22 protein-coding genes are annotated in these 26,299 nt (G+C 59.6%); 10 read left to right on the top strand and 12 right to left on the bottom strand.

Annotated elements, in window-relative coordinates; translation table 11 throughout:
• The 6 genes from MXM41_RS02890 (at window position 1) to paaY (ending at window position 6,041) form a co-directional block, all read left to right on the top strand.
• Window positions 1–1,419 (top strand): 3-hydroxyacyl-CoA dehydrogenase, encoded by a 1,419-nt coding sequence (locus MXM41_RS02890; protein WP_325929799.1) that lies wholly within the window; start codon window positions 1–3, stop codon window positions 1,417–1,419.
• The gene (gene paaI, locus MXM41_RS02885; RefSeq protein WP_325929798.1) at window positions 1,409–1,831 is read left to right on the top strand and encodes a hydroxyphenylacetyl-CoA thioesterase PaaI; all 423 of its coding nucleotides are present in this window, start codon (window positions 1,409–1,411) and stop codon (window positions 1,829–1,831) included. Before MXM41_RS02890 ends, paaI begins: the two co-directional genes overlap by 11 nt.
• On the top strand, window positions 1,831–3,036 hold the full coding sequence (pcaF, locus tag MXM41_RS02880) for a 3-oxoadipyl-CoA thiolase (RefSeq protein WP_325930830.1): 1,206 nt from the start codon (window positions 1,831–1,833) through the stop codon (window positions 3,034–3,036). Before paaI ends, pcaF begins: the two co-directional genes overlap by 1 nt.
• 39 nt (window positions 3,037–3,075) lie before the next feature.
• Window positions 3,076–4,413: a phenylacetate--CoA ligase PaaK gene (paaK, locus tag MXM41_RS02875; RefSeq protein WP_325929797.1), complete on the top strand. Its 1,338-nt coding sequence runs from the start codon at window positions 3,076–3,078 to the stop codon at window positions 4,411–4,413.
• Between the two features lie 85 nt (window positions 4,414–4,498).
• Window positions 4,499–5,434, top strand: a complete 936-nt coding sequence (gene paaX, locus MXM41_RS02870; protein WP_325929796.1) for a phenylacetic acid degradation operon negative regulatory protein PaaX — start codon at window positions 4,499–4,501, stop codon at window positions 5,432–5,434.
• A gap of 10 nt (window positions 5,435–5,444) precedes the next feature.
• Window positions 5,445–6,041, top strand: a complete 597-nt coding sequence (gene paaY / locus MXM41_RS02865) for a phenylacetic acid degradation protein PaaY (protein WP_325929795.1) — start codon at window positions 5,445–5,447, stop codon at window positions 6,039–6,041.
• A 42-nt stretch (window positions 6,042–6,083) separates the two neighbouring features.
• Here paaY and MXM41_RS02860 read toward each other — a convergent pair whose 3' ends face one another.
• Together MXM41_RS02860 and MXM41_RS02855 are read right to left on the bottom strand one after the other, a co-directional pair.
• On the bottom strand, window positions 6,084–6,614 hold the full coding sequence (locus MXM41_RS02860) for a GNAT family N-acetyltransferase (RefSeq protein ID WP_325929794.1): 531 nt from the start codon (window positions 6,612–6,614) through the stop codon (window positions 6,084–6,086).
• Window positions 6,611–7,174 (bottom strand): helix-turn-helix domain-containing protein, encoded by a 564-nt coding sequence (locus tag MXM41_RS02855; RefSeq protein WP_325929792.1) that lies wholly within the window; start codon window positions 7,172–7,174, stop codon window positions 6,611–6,613. Before MXM41_RS02855 ends, MXM41_RS02860 begins: the two co-directional genes overlap by 4 nt.
• Window positions 7,175–7,415: 241 nt before the next feature.
• Here MXM41_RS02855 and MXM41_RS02850 point away from each other — a divergent pair, with 241 nt between their 5' ends.
• Window positions 7,416–8,669 carry an MFS transporter gene (locus tag MXM41_RS02850; protein ID WP_325929791.1) on the top strand — a complete coding sequence of 418 codons (1,254 nt, stop codon included), beginning with the start codon at window positions 7,416–7,418 and terminating at the stop codon, window positions 8,667–8,669.
• Between the two features lie 98 nt (window positions 8,670–8,767).
• On the opposite strand, the gene nadS is transcribed toward MXM41_RS02850, so the two are convergent.
• The 3 genes from nadS to azoR all read right to left on the bottom strand — a co-directional run bounded on the left by nadS (window position 8,768) and on the right by azoR (window position 10,243).
• On the bottom strand, window positions 8,768–9,052 hold the full coding sequence (gene nadS, locus MXM41_RS02845) for a NadS family protein (RefSeq protein WP_325929790.1): 285 nt from the start codon (window positions 9,050–9,052) through the stop codon (window positions 8,768–8,770).
• Window position 9,053: 1 nt separating this feature from the next.
• Complete coding sequence (locus MXM41_RS02840; RefSeq protein ID WP_325929789.1) at window positions 9,054–9,386, bottom strand: type II toxin-antitoxin system RelE/ParE family toxin; 333 nt, start codon at window positions 9,384–9,386, stop codon at window positions 9,054–9,056.
• Between the two features lie 251 nt (window positions 9,387–9,637).
• Complete coding sequence (azoR, locus tag MXM41_RS02835; protein WP_325929787.1) at window positions 9,638–10,243, bottom strand: FMN-dependent NADH-azoreductase; 606 nt, start codon at window positions 10,241–10,243, stop codon at window positions 9,638–9,640.
• Between the two features lie 202 nt (window positions 10,244–10,445).
• Between azoR and hrpA the strand changes: the two genes are divergently transcribed.
• Window positions 10,446–14,348 carry an ATP-dependent RNA helicase HrpA gene (gene hrpA / locus MXM41_RS02830; RefSeq protein ID WP_325929786.1) on the top strand — a complete coding sequence of 1,301 codons (3,903 nt, stop codon included), beginning with the start codon at window positions 10,446–10,448 and terminating at the stop codon, window positions 14,346–14,348.
• 473 nt (window positions 14,349–14,821) lie between these two features.
• Here hrpA and MXM41_RS02825 read toward each other — a convergent pair whose 3' ends face one another.
• The 5 genes from MXM41_RS02825 to MXM41_RS02805 all read right to left on the bottom strand — a co-directional run bounded on the left by MXM41_RS02825 (window position 14,822) and on the right by MXM41_RS02805 (window position 21,220).
• Window positions 14,822–15,481, bottom strand: coding sequence for an O-methyltransferase (locus tag MXM41_RS02825; protein WP_325929784.1), 660 nt, complete (start codon window positions 15,479–15,481; stop codon window positions 14,822–14,824).
• Window positions 15,482–15,609: 128 nt separating this feature from the next.
• The gene (locus tag MXM41_RS02820) at window positions 15,610–16,986 is read right to left on the bottom strand and encodes an efflux transporter outer membrane subunit (RefSeq protein ID WP_325929783.1); all 1,377 of its coding nucleotides are present in this window, start codon (window positions 16,984–16,986) and stop codon (window positions 15,610–15,612) included.
• Window positions 16,983–18,062 (bottom strand): HlyD family secretion protein, encoded by a 1,080-nt coding sequence (locus tag MXM41_RS02815; RefSeq protein ID WP_325929782.1) that lies wholly within the window; start codon window positions 18,060–18,062, stop codon window positions 16,983–16,985. Before MXM41_RS02815 ends, MXM41_RS02820 begins: the two co-directional genes overlap by 4 nt.
• Window positions 18,063–18,091: 29 nt before the next feature.
• A complete protein-coding gene (locus MXM41_RS02810; RefSeq protein WP_418936759.1) occupies window positions 18,092–19,747 on the bottom strand; it encodes an MFS transporter in 1,656 nt (551 codons plus the stop codon).
• Window positions 19,748–19,897: 150 nt separating this feature from the next.
• Window positions 19,898–21,220 (bottom strand): MFS transporter, encoded by a 1,323-nt coding sequence (locus MXM41_RS02805; protein WP_325929781.1) that lies wholly within the window; start codon window positions 21,218–21,220, stop codon window positions 19,898–19,900.
• Between the two features lie 389 nt (window positions 21,221–21,609).
• Between MXM41_RS02805 and MXM41_RS02800 the strand changes: the two genes are divergently transcribed.
• Together MXM41_RS02800 and aldA are read left to right on the top strand one after the other, a co-directional pair.
• Entirely contained in the window at window positions 21,610–22,413 is an 804-nt protein-coding gene (locus MXM41_RS02800) for a YdcF family protein (protein ID WP_325929780.1), read from the top strand.
• A 200-nt stretch (window positions 22,414–22,613) separates the two neighbouring features.
• Complete coding sequence (gene aldA, locus MXM41_RS02795; RefSeq protein ID WP_325929779.1) at window positions 22,614–24,053, top strand: aldehyde dehydrogenase; 1,440 nt, start codon at window positions 22,614–22,616, stop codon at window positions 24,051–24,053.
• A gap of 152 nt (window positions 24,054–24,205) precedes the next feature.
• Here the strand turns inward: aldA and MXM41_RS02790 are convergent, their stop codons facing one another.
• Window positions 24,206–25,132: an alpha/beta hydrolase gene (locus tag MXM41_RS02790; protein ID WP_325929778.1), complete on the bottom strand. Its 927-nt coding sequence runs from the start codon at window positions 25,130–25,132 to the stop codon at window positions 24,206–24,208.
• Window positions 25,133–25,235: 103 nt separating this feature from the next.
• Window positions 25,236–26,237 (bottom strand): type I glyceraldehyde-3-phosphate dehydrogenase, encoded by a 1,002-nt coding sequence (gap, locus tag MXM41_RS02785; protein ID WP_325929776.1) that lies wholly within the window; start codon window positions 26,235–26,237, stop codon window positions 25,236–25,238.
• Window positions 26,238–26,299: the final 62 nt, after the last annotated feature.

Raw genomic sequence — 26,299 nt, 5'->3', positions numbered from 1 at the left:
ATGACGACAATTCACACCGTGGCGGTGATTGGCAGCGGCATCATGGGGGCCGGGATCGCCGAAGTGGCGGCCAGCAACGGCCATCCGGTGCTGGTGTATGACATTAACGCCGACGCCATAACCCGCGCCATCGACGGCATTCGCAGCCGTCTGACATCCCGCGTGGCCCGCGGCAAGCTCGGCGCGCACGACGCTGAGCAGACGCTCCAGCGCCTGGTGCCGGTTACGGACATTCACGCCCTGGAGGCGGCTGACCTGGTAATTGAAGCCGCCTCTGAACAGCTGGCGGTAAAAAAGGCGCTGTTCGCCCAGCTGGCGGCGATCTGCCCGGCTGACACCCTTTTGACCAGCAACACCTCGTCAATCTCCATTACCGCCATCGCCGCCGATCTGAGCCATCCCGAGCGCGTGGCGGGCCTGCATTTCTTTAACCCGGCCCCGGTGATGAAGCTGGTGGAAGTGGTGAGCGGGCTGGCGACCTCCGAAGAGGTAGTGACCCAGCTGAGCGAACTGGCGACGCGCTGGGGCAAACAGCCGGTGCGCTGTCAGTCCACGCCGGGCTTTATCGTTAATCGCGTGGCGCGCCCCTACTATGCCGAAGCCTGGCGCGCGCTGGAAGAGCAGGTCGCCGCCCCGGAAGTCATCGACGCTGCGCTGCGTGATGGCGCCGGGTTCCCGATGGGGCCGCTGGAGCTGACCGACATGATCGGCCAGGACGTCAACTTCGCCGTCACCTGCTCGGTATTCAACGCCTTCTGGCAGGAGCGCCGCTTCCTGCCGTCACTGGTGCAGCAGGAATTAGTCCTGGCCGGACGCTTAGGCAAGAAGAGCGGGCAGGGGGTCTATAACTGGCGCAACGACAAGCCTGCGGTGAACTGGCTGGAACCGGTGAGTGACGGTGTCACGAACCCGCAGAAAAGAAGTGACGGCGTCACCGAAATTGACGATCTGTTGCTGATCGAGACCCAGGGCGAGACCGCCCAGGCACTCGCGAACCGTTACGGGCAGCCGGTGGTGGTGTTCGACAGACAAGAAGGCGACGTGGCGGTGATTGCCGCCGCCGCCAGCAATCCGCCCGCCACCACCCTGAAAGCGGTGCGCTACTTCCAGCAGCAGGGCAAGCGCGTGCTGCAGGTGGCGGATTATCCGGGTCTGATTATCTGGCGCACGGTGGCGATGATCGTCAACGAAGCCCTCGACGCCCTGCAAAAAGGGGTCGCCAGCGAACAGGATATCGATACCGCCATGCGCCTCGGGGTGAACTACCCGCGCGGCCCGCTGGCCTGGGGAGAACAGCTTGGCTGGCAGCGACTGCTTGGCCTTCTGGAAAACCTGCAACGCCACTACGGCGAAGAACGTTACCGTCCGTCATCCCTGCTGCGCCAGCGCGCGCTTCTGGAGAGTAGCTATGAGTCATAACGCCTGGCGCAACGCCCGCGCCATGTATGAAAACGATGCCTGCGCCCAGGCCTATGGCATCGACATTATTGAGATGGATGAGGGCATGGCAGTCCTGACCATGACCGTCACCCCGCAGATGCTCAACGGCCATAAAAGCTGCCACGGCGGACAGCTGTTTACCCTCGCCGATACCGCTTTCGCCTACGCCTGCAACAGCCAGGGGCTGGCGGCGGTGGCCTCGGGCTGCACCATTGATTTTGTGCGTCCGGCCTTTGCCCACGACAGACTCACCGCCACGGCAAAGGTGCGTCATCAGGGGAACCTGACCGGCGTGTACGACATTGAGATCGTTAATCAACAACAAAAGACGGTTGCCCTGTTCCGTGGGAAATCCCACCGCATCGGCGGCACTGTGACAGGAGAAGCATGATGCGTGACGCCTTTATATGTGACGGGATCCGTACCCCAATCGGACGTTATGCCGGTGCGCTGTCCGGCGTGCGCGCGGACGATTTGGGCGCCATCCCCCTGCGCGAGCTGCTGGCGCGCAACCCGGATCTGGATGCGGAGCGCATCGACGATGTGATTTTTGGCTGCGCCAACCAGGCGGGGGAAGACAACCGCAACGTGGCGCGTATGTCTCTGCTGCTGGCCGGGCTGCCGCAGACCGTCTCCGGTACCACCCTGAACCGTCTTTGCGGCTCCGGCCTGGATGCGCTGGGCTTTGCGGCACGTGCCATCCGTGCCGGGGATAGTGATCTGATGATTGCCGGTGGCGTGGAGTCGATGTCCCGTGCCCCGTTCGTGATGGGCAAGGCGACCAGCGCCTTCCAGCGCCAGAATGAAATCTTTGATACCACCATCGGCTGGCGTTTTGTGAACCCGCTCATGGCGCAGCAATTTGGTTCTGACAGCATGCCGGAAACGGCAGAGAATGTAGCAGAATTGTTAAGTATTTCCCGTGAAGACCAGGACGCCTTCGCGTTGCGCAGCCAGCAACGTACCGCCCAGGCTCAGGCCAGCGGCATTCTGGCCCAGGAGATTGTGCCGGTCATCATCAAAGGCAAAAAAGGGGCAGTCACGGAAGTGGTGCATGACGAACATCTGCGCCCGGATACCACCCTCGAGATGCTGGCCGGGCTGAAAGCACCGTTCCGCGCGGGCGGCGTGGTCACCGCCGGTAACGCCTCCGGCGTCAACGATGGCGCCGCGGCGCTGATTGTCGCCAGCGAGCAGATGGCGGCGGCTCAGGGCCTGACCCCGCGCACCCGTATCGTGGCCATGGCCACTGCCGGGGTGGAGCCGCGTCTGATGGGACTGGGCCCGGTGCCGGCCACCCGTCGGGTGCTGGAGCGCGCCGGGCTGAGCATTAATGATATGGACGTTATCGAACTGAATGAAGCCTTTGCTTCGCAGGCGCTGGGCGTGCTGCGTGAGCTGGGGCTGCCGGACGATGCCCCGCACGTTAACCCCAACGGCGGCGCGATTGCCTTAGGTCATCCGCTGGGGATGAGCGGGGCCCGTCTGGCGCTGGCCGCCAGCAACGAGCTGCACCGTCGTAAAGGGCGCTATGCGCTGTGCACGATGTGCATTGGTGTCGGTCAGGGCATTGCCATGATCCTTGAGCGTGTCTGAACAATTATAAAAAGTGAGTACCCTACAATGACAATCACAATGACAGCAGCGACAACGACCACGACCACGACCACGAAGCTTGACCCGATCGAAACCGCTTCCCTGGATGAGCTGCAGGCCCTGCAAACCGAGCGCATGAAGTGGACCTTAAAACACGCGTATGAAAACGTGCCGATGTACAAACGCAAGTTTGACGCGGCGGGGGTTCATCCTGACGATTTCAAAGAGCTGGCGGATATCCGCAAGTTCCCGTGCACCACCAAGCAGGATCTGCGCGACAACTATCCGTTTGATACCTTCGCGGTGCCGATGGAGCAGGTGGTGCGTATTCATGCCTCCTCCGGCACCACCGGTAAACCGACCGTCGTGGGTTACACGCAAAACGACATTGATAACTGGGCCAACATTGTGGCCCGCTCCCTGCGCGCCGCAGGGGGCAGTGCGAAGGACAAAATTCACGTCGCCTACGGCTACGGCCTGTTCACCGGGGGCCTGGGGGCTCACTACGGCGCCGAGCGCCTGGGCGCGACGGTGATCCCCATGTCCGGCGGCCAGACCGAGAAGCAGGCTCAGCTGATCCGCGATTTTCAGCCGGACATGATCATGGTGACGCCGTCCTACTGCCTCAACCTGATTGAAGAGCTGGAGCGCCAGATGGGCGGCGATGCCAGCCAGTGCTCCCTGCGCGTGGGCGTCTTTGGTGCCGAGCCCTGGACCCTGGCGATGCGCCGTGAAATTGAGAAGCGCCTCGGGATCACCGCTCTGGACATCTACGGTCTGTCCGAAGTGATGGGTCCGGGCGTGGCGATGGAGTGTATCGAGACCGCCGACGGCCCGACCATCTGGGAAGATCACTTCTACCCGGAGATCGTCAACCCGAACGACGGCACCCCACTGGCGGATGGCGAGCAGGGCGAGCTGCTGTTCACCACTCTGACCAAAGAGGCGCTGCCGGTGATCCGCTACCGCACCCGCGACCTGACGCGTCTGCTGCCGGGTACCGCCCGCACCATGCGCCGGATGGATCGCATTAGCGGTCGCAGCGACGATATGCTGATCATCCGCGGCGTGAACGTCTTCCCGTCCCAGCTGGAAGAGGAGATCGTCAAGTTTGAACACCTGTCGCCGCACTACCAGCTGGAGGTAAACCGCCGCGGCCATCTTGATTCACTTTCGGTGAAAGTGGAGCTGAAAGAGAGCAGCCTCTCCCTGACCCACGAGCAGCGCTGCAACGTCTGTCATCAGCTGCGCCACCGCATTAAGTCGATGGTGGGGATCTCCACCGACGTGACGATCGTCAACTGCGGCAGCATCCCGCGCTCTGAAGGCAAAGCCTGCCGCGTCTTCGACCTGCGCAAAGCCGCCGCTAACGGCTGACGTCGCCCGCGACCCTCTCTGTATTAGGGAGGGTCGCGCTTTTAGCACTATGCTATGATTCATCCGCGAAAATAATCACAACAGAATGAATCACATGAGTAAACTCGACGCCTTTATTCAGCACGCCGTTAGCTCCGTTCCCGTCAGCGGCACCTCGCTGATCTCCTCCCTGTACGGTGATGCCCTGTCCCATCGCGGCGGCGAAGTCTGGCTGGGGAGCCTGGCGGCCCTGCTGGAGGGGATGGGATTTGGCGAGCGCTTCGTGCGCACCGCGCTGTTCCGTCTTAATAAAGAGGGCTGGCTGGATGTGGTCCGCATCGGCAGGCGCAGCTTCTATCGCCTGAGCGATAAAGGGCTGCGTTTAACCCGCCGGGCCGAGACCAAGATTTATCGCGCCGGGCTACCGGCCTGGGACGGCAAATGGCTGCTGCTGCTCTCCGAAGGGATGGACAAAGCCACGCTGGCAGATGTGAAAAAGCAGCTGATCTGGCAGGGATTCGGCACCCTGGCACCGAGCCTGATGGCCTCGCCGTCGCAGCAGCTGGCGGATGTCCAGACGCTGCTCCACGAGGCGGGCGTCGCCGACAATGTCATCTGCTTTGAGGCGCACTCGCCGCTGGCGCTCTCCCGCGCCGCGCTGCGCTCCCGGGTTGAGGAGTGCTGGCAGCTCAGCGAGCAGAACAAGATGTATGAAACCTTTATCGATTCGTTCCGTCCTCTGCTGCCGCTGCTGCGTGAGGCCAGGCCGGATGAGCTGACGCCGGAACGCTGCTTCCATATCCAGCTGCTGCTGATCCATTTTTATCGCCGGGTGGTGCTCAAGGATCCGCTCCTGCCGGAAGCGTTACTCCCGTCGCACTGGGCAGGCCAGACGGCCCGCCAGCTGTGCATTAACATTTATCAGCGTGTCGCGCCGGGGGCGCTGGCGTTTGTCAGTGAAAAAGGGGAGACCTCGGTGGGCGAACTGCCGTCGCCGGGGACTTCCTACTGGCAGCGTTTCGGTGGCCTGACGCACGCGTAACGGAGGTTATGTGCCTGTATATCAAATTGATGGTCTGACGCCGGTTGTTCCACAAGAGAGTTATGTCCACCCGACGGCGGTACTGATTGGCGACGTGATCCTCGGCAAGGGGGTTTACGTCGGGCCCAACGCCAGCCTGCGCGGAGATTTTGGCCGTATTCTGGTGAAAGACGGGGCCAACATTCAGGATAACTGCATCATGCACGGCTTCCCCGAGCAGGACACGGTGGTGGAAGAGGAGGGGCATATCGGGCATGGCGCTATCCTGCACGGCTGCGTTATACGCCGCAACGCGCTGGTGGGGATGAATGCGGTGATTATGGACGGAGCCGTGATCGGCGAAAATAGCATCGTTGGCGCGGCGGCGTTTGTGAAAGCGAAAGCGGAAATGCCCGCCGACCATCTGATCATCGGCAGCCCGGCCAAAGCGATTCGGGCGTTGAGCGAGCAGGAAAAGGCGTGGAAAAAACAGGGCACCCGCGAATATCAGACCCTGGTGGAGCGTTGCAAACAGACGATGCATCAGGTGGAGCCGCTGCACGAGGTGGAACCGGATCGCAAGCGGCTGGTGTTTGACGAGAACCTGCGGCCAAAATCGGCCCGCTAGGTTCTTTGCCTGAAGGCCAGCCGCAGGCTGGCCTTTATGCCGTTATGACCGACGGGTTTCGTTGACTTTGTACATGTAGGTGGTCGAATCCAGGGTGTTTTCCACAGACCTGGCGTAGAAAGGGATCGAACCGGCGGTCAGCCAGCCAAGGGAACGATACAGGTCGCTGGCGACGTCGCCACTGCGGGTATCCAGCACCAGCAGCGCGAGGCCTTTTCCCCAGGCCCGCTGTTCGGCCTGCAGCATCAGCTGTCTCGCAATACCCTGACGACGCGACTGTGGATGAACGAGCAGCTTGGTAATTTCAGCCCGGTGACGGCCATTGGGCGTCGCGCAATAGTTAACCATGACGGTGGCGGCTACCGTTTCGTTATCAAGGGCGATGAACAGATCGCACTCATGACGTGCCAGGCTGGCAATTTTATCTTTCCAGAAATTATCAATGGCAGGGCGGTCAGCGGGATCGATAAAACCGACGCTTGCCCCGTCTTTTACACACGCCTGCAATACATCGCCTAATTCTGAGACGCGTTGCTGCGCCTCTTCAGCAGTGAGAAGTTTATATTCAATCATGATTTACAGACCACCAGAATGTATTTTGCGCCGAGGTTTTCATGCGCCCTGAATGATGAGGTTCCCGATAAATGAAAACGCAGGCTGTCACCTTTTTTCAGATGCCATGTTTCCGCGTTCATGGTAATAATCAACTCGCCTTCATATAGCCAGATATATTGCTCGAGACCCTGGACGGGGGGCTGGAGATATTCAATAAAAGCCCCCGGACGTAATTTCCCCTCAATCATTTCGCAGCGAAACGGATTCGACGGCGGTATTAACAGGCGTCTTTCAAACCCGCTCTCCGCATCCTGCCACAGGCTTTGCTGTTCCGCCCTGAACAGATTGTCAGCGACCTGCTCAACCTCGCTTATCAGGCGGGACATGGTCATACCGTACACGCTACAGAGCTGGTTAAGCACCTCCGCAGTCGGGCTGACTTCCCCGCGCTCAATGCGTGACAGCGAGGCTCTGCTTATCCCCGACGCAGAAGAGAGATCCTCCAGCGAAAGGTTATGCTGCAGGCGCAGCGCCGCCAGACGTGCCGCCAGCCTTTCTCTGTAATCCAGATTGTCCATGCCCGTTTCCCGTAACTGAGACAAATTTCTCTTATTCGAGATAATACTGCACTCTGGCCGTGAGTCAAGCGGCAATGAAAAATTCCTTGAACAGGAGAATATTCGTTATTTCAGGACAATAATACCTATTAAATTTTTGTTAAATTTTCTATTGCGCCTGCGGGTAAATAAACTTATTAATAGTTGGCCGGGTATATTTCGTGGCCGACAGAAAAATTAAAAATAACAAACAGGACAACCTATGACAACCAAACCCGCCGCTGAAATCTGCGCGGCTCCGGGGCTTTTTCAGACGCTAAAAACATTTCCTGTAACCGTTCATGCGCTGCTCTTTTTTACCTTCGTGATACGCTTTAGCTATTTTATGGCCTGGCCGTTTATCGCGGTGATCATGACCCAGAATTACCATATGTCACCCATCGCCATTGGCGTGGCGATGACCAGCAGTGCGCTGATTTCGGTGGTACTTGGGATGTACGGCGGACAGCTTTCGGACCGTATGGGGCGACGGGTGATCCTCCTGCTGGGCTGCGTGTTTTCCGCCGTGGGCTATATCACGCTGGCGCAGGCTACCGGCATGGGGCTGTTCATCACCGGGCTGATGATTATCGGGGTTTGCTTTGCCTGGGTCGATCCCCCGGTACGCGCCCTGATGAGCGATCTGCTGGGCGATCGTCGCCGCCGCGCCCTTGCCCTGCAAATGCGCTACTACCTGATCAACGTCGCGGCGGTGTTTGGTCCGCTGGTGGGGCTGGTCTTTGGCCTGACATCCCAGAAAGGCACCTTCCTGATAACGGGATTAAGCTATCTGCCTTTTCTGGTTTACGTGCTGCTGTTTATCCCGGCGGGGAAACTGGTGGGCGAGCCCCAGGCGGGTAGCGCGCCGGCCATCAGGCTGCATCAGATAATGGGGATCATCGCCAGGGACAACATTTACGTTGCGGCACTGCTGTGCAGCATTTTGTGCAGCATCGTTTTTATCCATTATGAAGCCGTCCTGCCGCAGTATCTAATGTCCCTGGACGCCAAGGGCGCGGTGAAGCTGATTACCCTGATCCTGGTGACGAATGCCTGCACCGTGCTGGTATTTCAGAGCCTTATTGTGCGGTTTATGGCGCAGATCAACCTGCCGAAACGCATCCTTCTGGGGGGCATTATCTTCGCGTTATCGCAGCTCTGCTTCTTCGCCACCCGTTCGACGGATATCTGGCTATGGCTGACGTTTACCGCCGTGTTCAGCATGGGGGAGGCGATTCTGATGCCGAACCTGAATATTTTGCTCGATCAGCTGGCGCCAGCGGAGCACCGGGGAGCCTATCTGGGTGCCTCAACGTTGTCGACGCTGGGGGTTGCGGTCGGGCCGTTAATCGGCGGGGTGATGCTCGCCCTGACCGGGGCGGGGGTGTTTATCTGCACCGCGTTACTCAGCCTTCTGTTGTGCGCGATTATTTATATCAGCAGGAGCCGTATGCTGGCACGATTGCAGGACGCCTGAAAACGCCAGGGCATCACGCCCGGTAGTGTGAATTTGCTGTCTCTCTTTGCGGCCCAGATACAGTTCTTTTATCCGCGACGCCGCTCCCGGGCGGGGAGTTAATGCGAAGCCAGTGCGTAATAAAAAGCGGGATTAGCCTGGATTGCCGCCAGCACTTTTGCCGCAAGGCCGGTTGGGTTGCGGCGTCTGGATTCCCAGCTTTTAATGGTGTCCACGCTGGTGCCCAGCGCTTTTGCCATTTCAGCCTGAGAGACGTTGAGTTGCGCCCGGATGGCTTTGACATCGGCGATCTCATAGCGGGTGGCGCGGGCCGGGGTTTTAACCCCGTTTTTAATGTCGACAGCCTCTTCGAGAGAGGTTTTAAGTTCCTCAAAAAAATTCATCTCATGCCTCGTTTTTTAGTATTGTCGCCAGTTTTTTCAGTTCGGCCAGCTCTGCGCGGGTCAGGTCTTCTTTACTGTGCTTCTGATAAGCCAGCAGCAGCCAGACTGTTTCCGCTGTCGCCAGAAGATAAATCACACGCGCGCTGCCGCTTTTCCCCTGAACGCCGACAGCCATTCTGATTTTTCGCAGCCCACCCGTATGCGGAATGATGTCGCCCTTATCCGGGAAAGCGATCAGCTCTCTCTGTAGCGCCCTGAGCTCGTCATCAGTGGCAATGTGCTTAATCTGCCGGGTAAACACCGGGGTCTCGATAAATTCAATCGCATGGCACATTGGCTTTGTCCTTGCAAGGTACCATGTACACCTCATGGTGTACATGGTACAGGTCCATTTTATTTTCCCGGCCAGAGAGTGTCTGAACGAAGCAGCCTCCGGCGTCCGTCAATAGTGTAAGAATGCCGGGTTTATCGCGCTGAAAATAATGCCGGTATTACGAGGCGCTTCGTAAAGTGCAGGCTCAATAAGAGGAATAAACAGGATGGGGGGATAAAAAACTCCCACCGGGCGGTGGGAGTGGGGGAATCTTAGGCAGCCACCAGGCTGTCGATCGCGGCTTTCGCATCGGTCTGCGCTTTTGTCGCCACTTCCGGACCGTAGGCGATACCTTCAGCAAACACGAAGTTCACGTCGGTGATGCCGATGAAGCCCAGGAACAGGGTCAGGTACGGCGCAACCAGGTCCGTTGGGGTATCTTTGTGAATACCGCCGCGGCTGGAGAGCACGATCGCACGCTTACCGGTGACCAGACCTTCTGGTCCTTTCTCGGTGTAGCGGAAGGTGACGCCTGCGCGCGCCACCAGGTCGAAGTAGTTTTTCAGCTGCGTCGGGATGTTAAAGTTATACATCGGCGCGTTAATCACGATCACGTCGTGGGCTTTCAGCTCGGCAATCAGCTCATCAGAGAGCGCCAGCGCTTCCTGCTGACGTGGCGTCAGCGGTGCATCGCTCGGACGCAGGGCGCCAACCAGTTCGCCATCCAGTACCGGGACTGGCTGAGCGGCCAGATCGCGGACGGTGATTTCGTCACCGCTGTGCTGTTCACGCCACTGCTCAACGAAATAATCAGACAGCTGACCAGACTGAGAGTACCCTGCCAGAATACTGGATTTAAGAACTAATACTTTGCTCATGGGTGATTCCTTTGTTGTATTTGATGAGGGGGTTACCCCGTTGCTTGTTGACACTCTATTCACAATCCTGTCGCAGGGATAGCGCAATATATCGAAGCCTATGTTCGAATTTTTTGAATAAGGCGCAAAAACCGGCGATGTGGTACTCTATAGCAATCATTACAAAGAGATTTTATCCGGCAGTGCACTGCCCGTTAACGCTATGACAGAACAACCAAAATTAACCTTCCCGATGCTAATGCAACAGCTTGATTCGCTGATGCTGCGTGACAAACAGCGCTTTGCCCGCCGCCTGCACGGGGTAAAGAAGGTTAAAAATCCTGATGCACAACAGGCCATTTTCCAGGAGATGGCGAAAGAGATTGAACAGGCGGCGGGTAAGGTTGTGCTGCGCGAAGCCGCGCGCCCGGCGATTACCTACCCGGAAAACCTGCCCGTCAGCCAGAAAAAACAGGAGATCCTCGAAGCCGTGCGCGACCACCAGGTGGTGATCGTGGCGGGGGAGACCGGCTCCGGTAAAACCACCCAGCTGCCCAAAATCTGCATGGAGCTGGGGCGCGGACTGAAAGGGCTGATCGGTCACACCCAGCCGCGTCGTCTGGCGGCGCGCACGGTGGCAAACCGTATTGCCGAAGAGCTGCAAACGGAGCCGGGCGGCTGTATCGGCTATAAGGTGCGCTTCAGCGATCATGTCAGTGACAATACCATGGTCAAGCTGATGACCGACGGGATCCTGCTGGCGGAGATCCAGCAGGACCGGCTGCTGATGCAGTACGACACTATCATCATCGATGAAGCACACGAGCGCAGCCTGAATATCGACTTCCTGCTGGGTTACCTGCGGGAGCTGCTGCCGCGTCGCCCGGATCTGAAAGTGATCATCACCTCGGCGACCATCGACCCGGAACGCTTTTCCCGCCATTTCAACAACGCGCCGATTATTGAGGTTTCCGGTCGTACCTATCCTGTTGAGGTGCGCTATCGCCCGATTGTTGAGGAAGCGGACGACACCGAGCGCGATCAGCTGCAGGCCATTTTTGACGCGGTGGATGAGCTGGGCAATGAAAGCCCGGGCGATATCCTGATCTTTATGAGCGGCGAGCGCGAGATCCGCGATACCGCCGACGCGCTCAACAAGCGCGACCTGCGCCACACGGAGATCCTGCCGCTGTACGCGCGGCTGTCGAGCAGCGAGCAGAATCGCGTGTTCCAGGCCCACAGCGGGCGTCGCATCGTGCTGGCAACCAACGTGGCGGAAACCTCGCTCACCGTACCGGGCATTAAGTATGTCATTGACCCCGGCACGGCGCGTATCAGCCGCTACAGCTACCGCACCAAGGTGCAGCGTCTGCCGATTGAGCCGGTGTCGCAGGCCTCGGCCAACCAGCGTAAGGGCCGCTGCGGGCGTGTTTCGGAAGGGATCTGTATTCGTCTCTATTCAGAAGACGATTTCCTGTCGCGCCCGGAATTTACCGACCCGGAAATTCTGCGTACCAACCTGGCGTCGGTCATTCTGCAGATGACCGCGCTGGGGCTGGGTGATATCGCCGCCTTCCCGTTTGTCGAAGCGCCGGACAAGCGCAATATCCAGGACGGCGTGCGCCTGCTGGAAGAGCTGGGGGCGATTACCACCGACGAGCAGGCTACGGTGTACAAGCTGACGCCGATGGGGCGTCAGCTCAGCCAGCTGCCGGTGGACCCGCGCCTGGCACGCATGGTGCTGGAAGCACAAAAACACGGCTGCGTGCGCGAGGCGATGATCATCACCTCGGCGCTCTCCATTCAGGATCCGCGCGAGCGTCCGATGGACAAACAGCAGGCCTCGGACGAGAAGCACCGCCGCTTCCACGATAAAGAGTCCGACTTCCTCGCCTTTGTGAACCTCTGGAACTATATCGGCGAGCAGCAGAAAGCGCTGTCGTCGAACCAGTTCCGCCGCCAGTGCCGGGTCGATTTCCTCAACTACCTGCGGGTGCGCGAGTGGCAGGACATCTACACCCAGCTGCGCCAGGTGGTGAAAGAGCTGGGCATTCCGGTGAACAGCGAGCCGGCGGAGTATCGCGAAATTCACATCGCGCTATTGACCGGGCTGCTGTCGCACATCGGCATGAAAGATGCCGACAAGCAGGAGTTCACCGGGGCGCGTAACGCCCGTTTCTCCATCTTCCCTGGCTCCGGTTTGTTCAAAAAGCCGCCTAAATGGACCATGGTGGCCGAGCTGGTGGAGACCAGCCGCCTGTGGGGCCGTATTGCCGCGCGCATCGATCCCGAGTGGGTCGAGCCGGTGGCCCAGCATCTGCTGAAACGCGCGTACAGTGAACCGCACTGGGAGCGGGCGCAGGGGGCGGTGATGGCCACCGAGAAGGTCACCGTTTACGGCCTGCCGGTAGTGGCGGCGCGTAAGGTTAACTACAGCCAGATCGATCCGGCGCTGAGCCGCGAGCTGTTTATCCGCCACGCGCTGGTGGAGGGCGACTGGCAGACCCGCCACGCCTTCTTCCGGGAAAATCTCAAGCTGCGCAGCGAAGTGGAAGAGCTGGAGCACAAGACCCGTCGGCGCGACATCCTGGTGGATGACGAGACGCTGTTTGAGTTCTACGACCAGCGCATCAGCCACGACGTGATCTCTGCCCGCCACTTCGACAGCTGGTGGAAAAAGGTCAGCCGCGAGACCCCGGACCTGCTCAATTTTGAGAAGAGCATGTTGATCAAAGAGGGCGCGGAGCAGGTCAGCAAGCTGGACTACCCGAACTTCTGGCACCAGGGCAACCTCAAGCTGCGCCTGAGCTACCAGTTCGAGCCGGGCACCGACGCCGATGGCGTCACCGTCCACATCCCGCTGCCGCTGCTTAACCAGGTCGAGGAGAGCGGCTTTGAGTGGCAGATCCCAGGCCTGCGCCGCGAGCTGGTTATCGCCCTGATCAAATCCTTGCCCAAACCGGTCCGGCGTAATTTTGTGCCGGCGCCGAATTATGCCGAGGCGTTTCTGGGGCGCGCCATGCCGCTGGAGCTGCCGCTGCTCGATTCGCTGGAGCGCGAACTGCGCCGGATGACCGGCGTCACCATTGACCGGGAAGACTGGCACTGGGATCAGGTGCCCGATCACCTGAAAATCAGCTTCCGGGTGGTGGACGACAAAAACAAAAAGCTGCAGGAAGGCCGTTCCCTGACCGAGCTGAAAGAGGCGTTAAAAGGCAAGGTGCAGGAGACTTTATCAGCCGTGGCCGACGACGGTATCGAGCAGAGCGGGCTGCATATCTGGAGCTTTGGTCAGCTGCCGGAAAGCTACGAGCAGAAGCGCGGCAACTATAAGGTCAAAGCCTGGCCGGCGCTGGTGGATGAGCGCGACAGCGTGGCGATCAAGCTGTTCGATAATCCGCAGGAGCAGCAGCAGGCGATGTGGCGCGGGCTGCGCCGTCTGTTGCTGTTGAACATCCCGTCGCCGATCAAGTACCTGCACGAGAAGCTACCCAACAAAGCCAAGCTTGGGCTCTACTTTAACCCTTACGGCAAGGTGCTGGATCTGATCGACGACTGCATCTCCTGCGGCGTGGATCAGCTGATTCACGCTGCGGGCGGCCCGGTCTGGACGGAAGAGGGCTTTGCGAAGCTGCACGATAAGGTGCGCGCCGAACTCAACGAGACGGTGGTCAACATTGCGAAGCAGGTCGAACAGATCCTGACCGCGGTGTTCAATATCAACAAGCGCCTGAAAGGGCGGGTGGATATGACCATGGCGCTGGGGCTGTCGGACGTCAAAGCCCAGATGGCGGGGCTGGTTTACCGCGGATTTGTCACCGGCAACGGCTATAAACGCCTGGGCGATACGCTGCGCTACCTGCAGGCCATTGAGAAGCGTCTGGAGAAGATGGCGGTCGATCCACACCGCGACCGGGCGCAGATGCTGAAGGTGGAAGCGGTGCAGCAGCGCTGGCAGCAGTGGCTGAATAAACTGCCGCCAGCCCGTCGCGATGACGAAGACGTGCAGGCGATCCGCTGGATGATCGAGGAGCTGCGCGTCAGCTTCTTTGCCCAGCAGCTGGGGACGCCGTATCCCATCTCCGATAAGCGTATCTTGCAGGCGATGGAGCAGATCTCAGCGTAAAACTGGATGGAGTAAGGGAAACATGCAGCAGCGGTGGTGGTTCCGTTCACCTTACGTTCTTCGCTTTTCTGTTACGCCTGAACCGGTGAACGTGCCAGGGGGGCTCGCCGCCCCCCCCCTGGCAACCCCGGCTCCCGGCCAGGAAAATCGCCGCTTCGCGGATTGTTCGCCCCATCCCTGAGGCTCACCCCTTCGGGGCCAGCGCAAGCGCTGTCCAAAATTGCTCCCGGCAATTTTGTCTTCGGCTTATTCCCTCCGGCTTTCGGGTCGGGCACCAGCCTGCATTCATGCAGGCTATGCCCTCTCGGCGCGTCCATGCGCCTCGCCCCGGCCTGCGGTCAACGCCTCAGCGATTTTCAGCCGGACCAGGGAGCCGCTGTAAGCCATTATTATCCTGAAACTTTCTCGTTGCGTTAAAAGTTAACTGACCGATTTTTGTAGGCCCGGTAAGCGCAGCGCCACCGGGCATTTCTTTAACCGTTCACCATCGCCAGGGTAAATCCATCCCACCCCTTCACCCCCACCGTCTGCAGCGCCGTGGCGGTAAGGCGCGGGTTATCGCCGATCATCTCGATAAACCGCCGCACGCCATGCACCCGGGCGTCGTCGCTCTGGCCGTTAATCACTTCCCCGTCGCGCACCACGTTGTCGCCGATAATCAAGGTCCCCGGCCGGGAGTAGTGCAGTGCCCACTCCAGATAGCCCGGGTTATTGGGTTTATCGGCATCAATAAAGATCAGATCAAAAGGTGGGATCGCCCCGAAGCGCTCAAGTGAGCTTAACGCCGGGCCTTCGATCAGCTCAATACGCTGCTCCAGCCCTGCCAGCTGAATGTTCTGGCGCGCGACGGCGGCGTGGGTCGGGTCGGCTTCCAGGGTGATAAGCGTGCCATCCGGCGGCAGGGCGCGCGCCATCCAGATACTGCTGTAGGCGCCCAGGGTGCCGATCTCCAGAATGCGCCTCGCCTGGGTCATGCGCACAAACAGCGCCAGCAGCTGGCCCTGGTTGGCGGCCACGTCATGGGCGGGTAACCCCGCGCGCTGGTTATTCTCCAGCACTTTTTGCAGCACCTCATCCTGAAGAATAAGTTCGGAAATCATGTAATTATCTACGGAAGACCACTGTTGTTGCATAGACAGACCCCTTCGTGTGAGAGCATTGCCCGGCGGCGCTACGCTTGCACGGGCCTACATTTTTTTGCCCCCTCTCCCTGTGGGAGAGGGCCGGGGTGAGGGCATCAGGCCGCACAAAGCCCGGTATTTTATGCCAACCATCCGCCGCCCAGCGCTTTATAGAGATCGATCTGCGCCAGCAGCAGGTTATTTTTCGCCTGCACCACGCTGGTCTGGACTGAGAACAGCGTGCGCTGGGCGTCCAGCACGTCCAGATAGGACGAATAACCGTTGCGATAGCGATTCTGCGCAATCCGCAGCGTCTCCTGGGCCACCGACTGCTGGGCCACAAGCTCGGTTAACTGCTCGCCATAGCGGGTAATAGCATCCAGGCTGTCGTTAACCTCTTTGAACGCATTACGCACGGTTTTTTCATAGCTGTACAGCGCCTGATTACGCTGCGACTGACCTATATCCACCTGCGCATTCAGCGCCTGACGGTTCAGCAGCGGCGCCAGTATGCTGCCGCCCAGGCTCCACAGCTCCAGCGGGTTGTCCAGCAGGCCGGGCAGGGTGCGATCCTGGATCGTTCCTGTCGCCGTGAGGTTGATTGACGGCAGCAGGCTGGCGCGCGAGGCGGCAAGGGTGGCATCCGCTGCAATAAGCTGCCGTTCCGCCTGCACAATATCCGGGCGGCGATTCAGAAGTGACGAAGGCAGCTGCGAGGGGATACGCAGCGGGGCCAGGGTATCGAAATCCGCATTGCGGGCAATGGCACCCGGGTTGCTCCCCAGCAGCAGGCTGAGCGCATTCTCCTGACGGGCAATCTGATTCTGCACCTGCGGGATCTGCGCCCGCGTCGAGCGCAGTTCCGAGTCGGACTGCATCAGCTCAAGGCGCGAGCTGTAGCCGGTCTCATACTGCCGCTGCGCGAGGTTATACGCCTCTTCCCGCGCTTTCAGGGTCGATTGCGTCACCTTAAGCTGCTCGTCCAGCGCCAGCAGGGTAACGTAACCCGACGCCACCGAAGAGGCTACGGTCAGATCCGCAGCGGCCGCGGCCGCCTTTTGCGCCTCAAGGGTGGCCCCGGCGGCATCGGCGGTACTGCGGTTCACGCCCCAGATATCCACGTCATAGCTGGCGGTCAGGCTGCCTTTATACAGCGCGCCATAGACCGGCAACCCCGTCGCGGCCGACTGGGAACGGGCGCGACCCGCGCTCAGTTCGGCATCCAGCGTTGGAAACAGGCTGCTGTCGGACGCATACACCCGGGCCTGATACTCGTTAATTCGCTCCCGGGCGATCAGCACGTCGCTGTTGTTGCGCAGGGCCTGATCAACGTAGTGATTGAGCTGGCTGTCGTGAAAATTGCGCCACCACTGCTGTTCTGCCGGGCTGGCAGGACCGGTTGCGGCGCGCCACTGGGCCGGGATCTGCAGCGTCGGTTTCGCCGGGGCGACATCCACAGACTGGCAGCCGCCGAGGGCGGCGGCCGCTATCAGCGCAACGAGCGGGCGACGGATCATTTCGCCTCCCGGGTATCAATGGTCACCTGCACCGACATGCCCGGGCGCAGCAGGGCCGACTCTTCCGGCTTGCCCAGCACCTCAATGCGCACCGGAATGCGCTGGGCAATCTTCACGAAGTTCCCCGTGGCGTTATCCGGCGTAATGGCGCTGAACTCCACCCCGGTGGCGGGGGAGATGCTCTGTACCCGGCCTTGATAGGCTTTGCCGTTCAGGGCATCGACGGTAAATTTCACCGGCTGGCCGACCCGCAGGTTCGCCAGCTGGGTCTCTTTGATATTGGCGATCACCCAGTGCTGCGGCGGCACCAGGGTGGTGAGGTGAGTCCCGGCGGTAACGTATGCCCCAAGGCGGACGGCTATCTGCCCGAGCTGGCCGTCACGCGGGGCCAGGATGCGGGTATTCTGCAGGTCAATCTGCGCCAGTTCGAGCGCCGCCTTCGCATTTTCGACGTCCGCCTCCAGCGCGGCGCGGTTAACGATGGCCGTTTGCAGATCCTGGCGCGACATCTCCAGGGTGGCTTTCGCCTGGTCGATGTCGGCGCTGCCCTGGGCGGCACTCGCCAGGGCGGCATCCCGCTCACGAATCGACAGCGAGCCGTCGGCGGTTAAGTCCTTCACCCGTTTCAGGTCGGCCTGGGTCTTCTGGCTCTGGGCCCGGGCGTTTTTCAGCGCCGCCTCGTTGCGCTGGATCACTGCCTGGGCGCTTTTGCGCTGTTGCAGGTTGTTGTTCAGCGTGGCGATTTTCATTGCCAGCTGGGCCTCGGCCTGGTGCACCCGCTGGCGGTAGATACGGTCGTCAATCTGCAGCAGCAGGTCGCCCTTTTTGACGTGCACAAAATCCTGCACCTTCACCTCGGTGATATAGCCGTTCACCTGCGGGCTGATAAAGGTGGTCTGGCCGCGCACGTAGGCGTTATCGGTGAACTGCGCGTTGCGGGTGAAAGGGGGTAACTGCCAGGCGTAGAGGATCACCAGCACGCCCACAATGCCAATGGCTGCGGCGGTAAAAATAGATACAATGCGCACGTTTTTGCGGGTATTCGCCTGCTCTTTAGCGGCATCCTGCTGACTCATGACTTCTCCTGAAACATCATTTTTCCTGATTATGACTTATTGCCGGTCGCGTTTTTCAATGCCATACGGGCCGTTACGCGCAGGCGCAACAAGCGCCATAAGATCCAGATCAGCGTGGCGGTGGCAATGCCGGCCGTCAGAAGATAAGTATCGTTGTAAGCGAGAATATTTGCCTCCAGCGTGCTGACGCTTTGCAGCTGCAGCGTCGCCTGGGTGCTCAGCAGGGTATTGTCGCCAATCTGGCTGCGGAACATCTGGCTGTAGAGCTGCAGGCGCTCGTTAACCAGCGGATTGAGGCTGGTGAGCTGTTCGGCCAGCAGGCTGGAATGGTATTTCTCGCGCCAGGTCTGGAAGGTGCCAAGAATGGCCGAGCCGAGCAGGCCGCCAATGTTCTGGCTCATACCGAACAGGACCGAAAAACTGACCAGGTTGCGCGGATCGGCCACCACGCCGCCGATGCCCGCCAGCATCGCCGGGGCGAGGAAAAAGGCGCTGCCAAAGCCCAGCAGGAACTGGCTTAGCATCAGCTGGTCCGGGCGGGTGAGGTTGCTGGACTGGCTGTCGAGCAGCGCCGCCGCGATCATCAGTACCAGCGAGGTGATAATCGGCCACGCGAGTCGGGTCGGCTTAATGGTCAGGCAGCTGGCGACAATTCCGCAGACAATCCCGGCGAAAATGGCCCATGCCAGATGGGTCATCTGTTCGTTTTGCAGGCCGACATACTGTAGCCAGCCAATCACCCCGGTGTTCTGCTCCGCCAGCACGATGCGGATCAGCAGCATGATCAGCCCCAGGCGCACGATGCTGCCGCTGGAGAGCCAGCGCGTGTTCAGCAGCGGGTTGCTGCGGTTATGTTCGAAGACGATCGCCGAGACAATCAGCACCAGCGAGCCCGCCAGCGCCCAGCCGATCCACGGGGCCTCAAACCACCAGTCGAGCCGTCCGAGCGACAGCACCGCGCACAGCAGCGCCATGCCCGGCGCCAGCAGAATAAAGGTGAGGAAATCTTTCTTCTCGAATACTTTGCGCCGGTCGCCCGGGGGCAGCTTGAGGGCGATCACGCAGCCCAGTGAGATCAGCGCCAGCCCAAGTTCAAAAAAGTACAGCCCGCGCCACTCGTCCAGCTGCAGCAGCTCGGTTGAGAACAGCCGCGCGATGGGGATCGCCAGCGAGGAACCGGTGATACCGATGGTGAGCGCCTTCAGGCGGTGTTTCGCCGGCCAGGCCTGAATCTGATAGTAGATCCCAAGCGAGCTGAGCGCGGCGGCCACCATGCCGTGGGCGGCCCGCACCATCAGGGCCGAGCTGAGATCGTTGACGAACAGGTGAAAAAAGGTCACCAGCACATAGAGCACCAGAAAGCCTTCGGTGAAGGCGCGCAGGCCAAACTGCTGGCGAAACTTGACCAGCAGCAGGTTAATCGACACGTTGGTCATCACGTACACCGCCGGAAGCCAGGCGATCTCGGTGGACCAGGCGGCGAAGGTGCCCTGCAGGTTTTGCAGGTTCGCCGAGACCATGGCATTGCCCAGCGCGCCGGTCAGACAGACCAGTAATCCCACTACGCCATAGGCGATGCGTTTTGGCGTGCTGTGTATCGGGGTGGAGGGCGAGCCCAACAGCATCGGTTTTTCGTGAGGTTGCCACTCGCGAGGAGCATAGGGGTCGCGTTGGGGCAAGCGCATAACCGGAATACCTGTAAATTGGGTGAATAGTTAGTGGGCTAATGATTCTACGTCTGACGCAAATCACATTTCAAGTGAATATGATAATGGCGGGTTAAGCAAATGTGAGGAGGAAGTATAGCGCGGCCAGCGATGCTGGCCGCCAGAAAATCACAGTTCGTTGGTCTGCGCGTTTACCACCGGGGCGCGTTTGACCCGGCTGGCGCAGAAGATGGCCACCAGCGAGATGGTTACCGTCACCGCCAGATACCAGGCCACCGGCACCCAGTCTCCCTGATATTTTGCCAGCAGGCCGGTGGCAATCAGCGGGGCGGTACCGCCCGCCAGCGCCGCGCCCAGCTGATAGCCCAGGGTGATGCCGGTATAGCGCACGTTGGCGGAGAAGATTTCGGAGCAGAGCGTTCCCAGCACTGCGGTCACCGGCGCCCACAGCACGCCAAAAGCAATCACGGTAGCCAGCACAATCCCCCAGGTGGTGCCGGTGTTGAGCAGCATAAACCAGGGCACAATAAACAGGCCGAGGATAAAGACGCTGACGGCATACATTCGCTGACGACCGACCTTATCCGACAGCAACCCCATCAGCGGGATCATAATGGTGGCAACCAGCGCCCCGAGGGTGACCGCCTCCAGCGCCTGCGACTTCTGGTAGCTGAGCGTGGTGGTGGCGTAACTGACCACAAAAGTCGAGAAGATATAGAACGGCGCGGTCTCTACCACCTTCAGCCCGGCGGCGATCAGCACTTCGCGCCAGTGATATTTCAGGGTGTCGCGCAGCGGGGCTTTTGCGACCTTGCCGCTGCTTTTGACCCGTTTAAACTCCGGCGTTTCGTCAATATCCTTGCGGATCCACAGCCCCAGCAGCACCAGCACCGAGCTCAGCAGGAACGGAATACGCCAGCCCCAGGAGAGAAAATCCTCTTCGCTGAACAGCGTCATCAGCGAGACGATAAAGGTTGCCATCAACATGCCGATAGTCACCCCCGCCTGCGGGATGCTGCCAAAGAAGCCTTTACGCTTTTCCGGCGCATATTCATAGGCCAGCAGCAGGGCGCCCCCCCATTCGCCGCCGATCCCCATCCCCTGAATAATGCGCATCAGGATCAGCAGGGCCGGGGCCCAGAGGCCGATCTGCTCATAGGTGGGTAGCAGACCAATCATGACGGTTGCACCCCCCATCAGCGACAGGGTTAAGACCAGCGTTTTCTTGCGCCCAATGCGATCCCCAATGTGGGCGAATAACACGCCACCAATGGGGCGGATAAAAAAGGTTAATGAGAACGAAAGATAAGACAAAATCAGGCCGATGACCGGGTCGACCATCGGGAAGAAGATCTTATTGAAAACCAGCGCGGCGGCCGTGCCGTAGAGAAAATAGTCAAACCATTCAATGGCGCTGCCGGTGAGGCTGGCGACCAGCACCTTCTTATTTTTGCGTAAAACTGCGGTACTGCTTTCGTGTTGTTGTGTCATACCGTGATCCCGCCCAGTGGATGATGAAGCGGGTGACACCCGGCGCGCTTCGGGTGCAACCCGTTAAAGGAAAAAGGTTGTCGAATTGTTAAGCAACTTAGGGAGGGCTGTTACATTTGGCAAGCGGTGAAAGGCTAAAAGTGGTCAGATCACGGCGAAATAAGCAGCAATCGGTGCTCCTGAACGCAATATTTATGGCGCTTAATTTTACGAATGGCTTAAGTTGCAGGATATGATGCAGGTGCAACCGGCTGATTTTTGGACGTTTCTGGTTATTTCAGTTTAATGACTATTCTTATAAGGTAACCCCCGATTTTCTTTCAGAGTGCTCCTCTGGTAAGCGACGGCCCGCGCGTTACCCTGAACATACTCGCTGGAAGGAGGTAACGATGACTCTCACGATCTTCCCATCCCTGCCGGACAAAACCCTGGCCGCGGTGAACACCGTTGGCCGCTGGCTTGCCGAAGATAACCTGCCTTACAATCCGCCCGCGTTGCAGGCCGACCTGGTGGTGCTGGCCGGTAATGGGGTGATCCCCGCCATCGACGCGGCCTGCCGTCTGGCGTCGGAGCTTGCCGTACCTTTGCTGATAAGTGGCGGGATAGGCCACTCGACCACCTTTTTATATGCCGCCATTGCGCAACATCCGCGCTATAACCGGGTGCGCACCACCGGCAAGGCCGAAGCCACCATCCTGGCGGAGATTGCGCGTGAGTTCTGGCACATTCCGCCCGGGCGCCTGCTGGTGGAAGATCAGTCCACCAACTGCGGTGAAAACGCCCGGTTCAGCGCGACGATGATTCAACATCATCATCTGGCGGTGAAGCGCGGGATTGTGGTGCAGGACCCCACCATGCAGCGCCGGACCATGGCAACCTTTGCCCGTGTCTGGCGTGATAAGCCGGATGCCCCGGCCTGGACCAGCCATCCCGGGATCGTGCCGCAGCTGGAAAACAGCGATGACGGCCTGGTGTTCCGCGGCGGTGGCGCGGGGCTGTGGCCCGTTGAGCGCTATCTGTCGCTGGTACTGGGCGAACTGCCGCGCCTGCGGGATGACATTAACGGCTATGGCCCTCTTGGTCGCGATTTTATCGTGCATGTAGATATCCCGGCCGAGGTGGAGGCTGCCTGGCAGATCCTGCGCAATGACGCCGTCCTCACCGAAGCGCTGGCCAGCCGCGCGCTGCTGTAATTCCGTTGCCCGTTTGCGCTGAGTTTCACGCAAACGGGCAACCTAATGTTGTCGGGATGTAATGATTTGCCCCTGCTGACCCGTTTCTTTTATGAGATATCTCACAAAAACAGCACGATACGCTGGGATTGAAGGCCGGGAACTGTAGTTTTTAACAATAATTTTACGTGTTAAATACAGTGTAATTACAGGAGCGCGTCATGACAGTACCCGTACAACATCCTATGTATATCGATGGACAGTTTGTCGCCTGGCAAGGGGATGCCTGGATTGATGTCATCAACCCGTCCACCGAAGAGGTGATCTCCCGTATTCCTGACGGCAGCGCAGAAGATGCCCGCAAGGCGATCGACGCTGCCGAGCGCGCCCAGGACGCCTGGGAGGCGCTGCCTGCCATCCAGCGTGCGGGCTGGCTGCGTAAAATCGCGGCAGGCATTCGTGAGCGCGCCAGTGAGATCAGCGCCCTGATCGTCGCCGAAGGCGGCAAGATCCAGCAGCTCGCCGAGGTAGAGGTCTCTTTTACCGCTGACTATCTCGATTATATGGCGGAGTGGGCGCGTCGCTACGAGGGCGAGATCATCCAGAGCGATCGTCCGGGTGAAAACATTCTGCTGTTCAAACGCGCCCTGGGCGTTACCACCGGCATTTTGCCGTGGAACTTCCCGTTCTTCCTCATTGCCCGCAAGCTGGCGCCTGCGCTGCTGACCGGCAACACCATTGTTATTAAACCAAGCGAATTCACCCCGAACAACGCCATCGCTTTTGCCAAAATCGTTGATGAAATTGGCCTGCCGAAAGGGGTCTTTAACCTGGTGCTGGGCCGGGGCGAAACCGTGGGCCAGGAGCTGGCGGGCAACCCGAAGGTGGCGATGGTCAGCATGACCGGCAGTGTGGCCGCCGGGGAGAAGATCATGGCCGCCGCCGCGAAAAACATCACCAAAGTGTGTCTGGAGCTGGGCGGTAAAGCCCCGGCCATCGTAATGGACGATGCGGATCTGGAGCTGGCGGTGAAGGCGATTGTCGACTCCCGGGTGATCAACACCGGGCAGGTCTGTAATTGCGCTGAACGTGTGTATGTGCAGAAGGGCATCTACGACCGTTTTGCCAACCGTCTGGGCGAAGCGATGAAAGCGGTACAGTTTGGCAACCCGGCCGAGCGCAACGACGTGGCGATGGGGCCATTGATCAACGCCGCGGCGCTGGAGCGCGTTGAGCAGAAGGTGGCCCTGGCGGTTGAGCAGGGAGCAAAAGTGGTGCTGGGCGGCAAGGCGGTGGAAGGCAAGGGCTATTTCTATCCGCCGACGCTGCTGCTCGACGTGCGCCAGGATATGACCATCATGCACGAAGAGACCTTCGGGCCGGTGCTGCCGGTGGTGGTGTTCGACACCCTGGAAGAGGCGCTGAAGATGGCCAACGACAGCGACTACGGCCTGACGTCCTCCATTTATACCCGGGATCTGAACGTGGCGATGAAAGCCATTAAAGGGCTGAAGTTCGGCGAAACCTATATCAATCGCGAGAATTTTGAAGCGATGCAGGGTTTCCATGCGGGCTGGCGTAAATCGGGGATCGGCGGTGCAGACGGGAAACACGGCCTGCACGAGTATCTCCAGACCCAGGTAGTCTATTTGCAGTCGTGATGCCCTCACCCTGACCCCTGTGGGCTGAGGGAGCCCCACAAAAAAATATACGCACGGACGAGCCCCTCTCCCCTTTGGGGAGAGGGTTAGGGTGAGGGGATCGTGTGGCTCAGGCGTTTGTTCCGTTCACCTCACTCGCTTTGCCGTGTTGCTTACACCTTGCTCGCAATCCAGTTCATCATTAACTCCGGCCAGACGGCCACCGGCAGCCCCTGGGCATCGCGAATGCCAAACCCGTGTTTCCCCCGTTCGAACAGATGCATCTCAACCGGCACCCCCTGACGGCGCAGGGCGGTATACATCGCCAGGCTGTTCTCAACCTTTACCGCCGGGTCGTCAGCGGCATGCAGCAGGAAGGTCGGCGGGGCGTCGCGGGTAACCCGTTCTTCCAGCGAATAGCGGCGGATGTGCGCGTCGGTGGGATTATCGCCCATCAGCTCATGACGCGAGCCCGGGTGGTAGTGTTCGCCCTGCATGGTGATCACCGGATAGGCCAGCGCCATAAAAGCCGGACGGGCAGAAAACGCGTCGGTGGCATCGAGCGGGGCGTAAACCGCGTCGTCATAACGGGTGCCGAGGCTCGCCGCCACGTGGCCGCCCGCGGAAAAGCCCAGCACCCCGATGCGCGCCGGATCCAGCTTCCACTCTGCGGCACTGGCGCGGATCGTTCGCATGGCGCGCTGGATATCCGCCAGCGGCGCGTCGGCACCCTCTTCATGACCGTCGCCCGGCATGCGGTAGGTCATCACAAACAGGGTGTAGCCGCGAGCATTAAAGAAGGAGGCCAGCGCGCTGCCCTCTTTATCCAGCACCACGCGACGATAAGAGCCGCCCGGCGCCACCAGAATGCCAACTCCGTTAGGTTTGTCCGGGGTATAGACGGTTACCTCTGGCGCGCGAATGCCGGTGACGGCACGATCGAAGTCGGAGGTGCCGGTGTGGCGGGGTTCTGGGGTGAAGACGGCGTCGCTGGTGCGCGCGCCCGGGGCTTCATTATCGGGCCAGATGCTGAAGGTGGATGAACGGCTCACGACGTGCGCCATATTTTGTTCTAGTGTTTCGCGGCTCAGTGCTTCCATGATAACGCTCCCTCTCTGGAAAGCGTTTGTTATAACAGGGTTAACGGAATGAAACCCTGAACAGTTTCACAGGTTGCGGACAGCCAGGCTGTCCGCGATCCCATTACAGCGCCGCAAACTTATCCAGCGTTCGTACCAGCTGGGTGACAAAGCCATATTCGTTGTCGTACCAGGCCACGGTTTTTACCAGCTGGACGTCGCCTGCCTCGGTGACCTCCGTCTGGGTGGCATCGAAGATTGACCCAAAGTTCGACCCGATCACGTCTGACGAGACAATCTCTTCATCGGTATAACCGAAGGACTCATTGCCCTCGGTGGCCTTTTTCAACGCCTGGTGGATCTCATCCACGCTCACTTTTTTCTCCAGGATGGAAACCAGCTCGGTCACGGAGCCGGTTTTGACCGGCACGCGCTGGGCATGACCTTTCAGCTTGCCGCTCAGCGCCGGGATCACCAGCCCGATCGCCTTCGCCGCGCCGGTAGTGTGCGGAATGATATTCTCCGCTGCGGCGCGGGATGCGCGCAGATCCTTGCCGCGCGGCCCGTCCACCAGCGCCTGGGTGCCGGTATAGGCGTGGATGGTGGTCATGGTGCCGGCCTTGATGCCAAAGGCGTCGTGCAGGACTTTCGCCAGCGGCGCCAGGCAGTTGGTGGTGCAGGAGGCGACAGAGATAATGGTGTCGCTGGCCTCGATGGTGTCGTCGTTGACGTTAAAGACGATGGTTTTCATCTCGCCAGCGGGGGCGGAGATCAGCACTTTTTTCGCGCCCGCGTCCAGGTGGGCCTGGGATTTCTCCTGCGAGGTATAGAACCCGGTGCACTCCACTACCAGATCCACACCAGCGGTTTTCCACGGAATGTTTTTCGCCTCTTTTTCGGCGTAAACCGAAATGGATTTGCCATCGACAATCAGCGAGTCTTCCGTAAAGTCGACGCTCCAGGGGAAGGGGCCATAGTTGGAGTCATGTTTTAACAGGTAGGCCAGCACCTTTGGCGACGTCAAATCGTTAATCGCCACCACGCTATTACTGTCCTGCGTTTCCAGCAACCGACGAAGAACCAGTCGGCCAATACGACCAAAACCATTAATGCCAATCTTACTCATGATGTTCTCCTGTGTGGACGGACGGGATGATGAACCTCTCCAGGATTAGACCATGAAGCCCA

Source organism: Leclercia adecarboxylata, from assembly GCF_035787115.1.
GTDB classification, from domain to species: Bacteria; Pseudomonadota; Gammaproteobacteria; order Enterobacterales; family Enterobacteriaceae; genus Enterobacter; species Enterobacter adecarboxylatus_E.
The sequence above is the reverse complement of the archived record's forward strand: the minus strand, read 5'-3'. Positions and strand labels throughout refer to the sequence as shown.

Coding starts and splice junctions, on each gene's coding strand:
- MXM41_RS02815 (WP_325929782.1), bottom strand. CDS start 18,062: ATGAGTCAGCAGGATGCCGCTAAAGAGCAGGCGAATACCCGCAAAAAC.
- MXM41_RS02810 (WP_418936759.1), bottom strand. CDS start 19,747: ATGCGCTTGCCCCAACGCGACCCCTATGCTCCTCGCGAGTGGCAACCT.
- MXM41_RS02890 (WP_325929799.1), top strand. CDS start 1: ATGACGACAATTCACACCGTGGCGGTGATTGGCAGCGGCATCATGGGG.
- paaX (WP_325929796.1), top strand. CDS start 4,499: ATGAATCACATGAGTAAACTCGACGCCTTTATTCAGCACGCCGTTAGC.
- MXM41_RS02825 (WP_325929784.1), bottom strand. CDS start 15,481: ATGCAACAACAGTGGTCTTCCGTAGATAATTACATGATTTCCGAACTT.
- MXM41_RS02855 (WP_325929792.1), bottom strand. CDS start 7,174: ATGGACAATCTGGATTACAGAGAAAGGCTGGCGGCACGTCTGGCGGCG.
- paaK (WP_325929797.1), top strand. CDS start 3,076: ATGACAGCAGCGACAACGACCACGACCACGACCACGAAGCTTGACCCG.
- MXM41_RS02805 (WP_325929781.1), bottom strand. CDS start 21,220: ATGACACAACAACACGAAAGCAGTACCGCAGTTTTACGCAAAAATAAG.
- MXM41_RS02790 (WP_325929778.1), bottom strand. CDS start 25,132: ATGGAAGCACTGAGCCGCGAAACACTAGAACAAAATATGGCGCACGTC.
- MXM41_RS02820 (WP_325929783.1), bottom strand. CDS start 16,986: ATGATCCGTCGCCCGCTCGTTGCGCTGATAGCGGCCGCCGCCCTCGGC.
- aldA (WP_325929779.1), top strand. CDS start 22,614: ATGACAGTACCCGTACAACATCCTATGTATATCGATGGACAGTTTGTC.
- MXM41_RS02860 (WP_325929794.1), bottom strand. CDS start 6,614: ATGATTGAATATAAACTTCTCACTGCTGAAGAGGCGCAGCAACGCGTC.
- gap (WP_325929776.1), bottom strand. CDS start 26,237: ATGAGTAAGATTGGCATTAATGGTTTTGGTCGTATTGGCCGACTGGTT.
- MXM41_RS02800 (WP_325929780.1), top strand. CDS start 21,610: ATGACTCTCACGATCTTCCCATCCCTGCCGGACAAAACCCTGGCCGCG.
- pcaF (WP_325930830.1), top strand. CDS start 1,831: ATGCGTGACGCCTTTATATGTGACGGGATCCGTACCCCAATCGGACGT.
- MXM41_RS02840 (WP_325929789.1), bottom strand. CDS start 9,386: ATGTGCCATGCGATTGAATTTATCGAGACCCCGGTGTTTACCCGGCAG.
- azoR (WP_325929787.1), bottom strand. CDS start 10,243: ATGAGCAAAGTATTAGTTCTTAAATCCAGTATTCTGGCAGGGTACTCT.
- nadS (WP_325929790.1), bottom strand. CDS start 9,052: ATGAATTTTTTTGAGGAACTTAAAACCTCTCTCGAAGAGGCTGTCGAC.
- paaI (WP_325929798.1), top strand. CDS start 1,409: ATGAGTCATAACGCCTGGCGCAACGCCCGCGCCATGTATGAAAACGAT.
- hrpA (WP_325929786.1), top strand. CDS start 10,446: ATGACAGAACAACCAAAATTAACCTTCCCGATGCTAATGCAACAGCTT.
- MXM41_RS02850 (WP_325929791.1), top strand. CDS start 7,416: ATGACAACCAAACCCGCCGCTGAAATCTGCGCGGCTCCGGGGCTTTTT.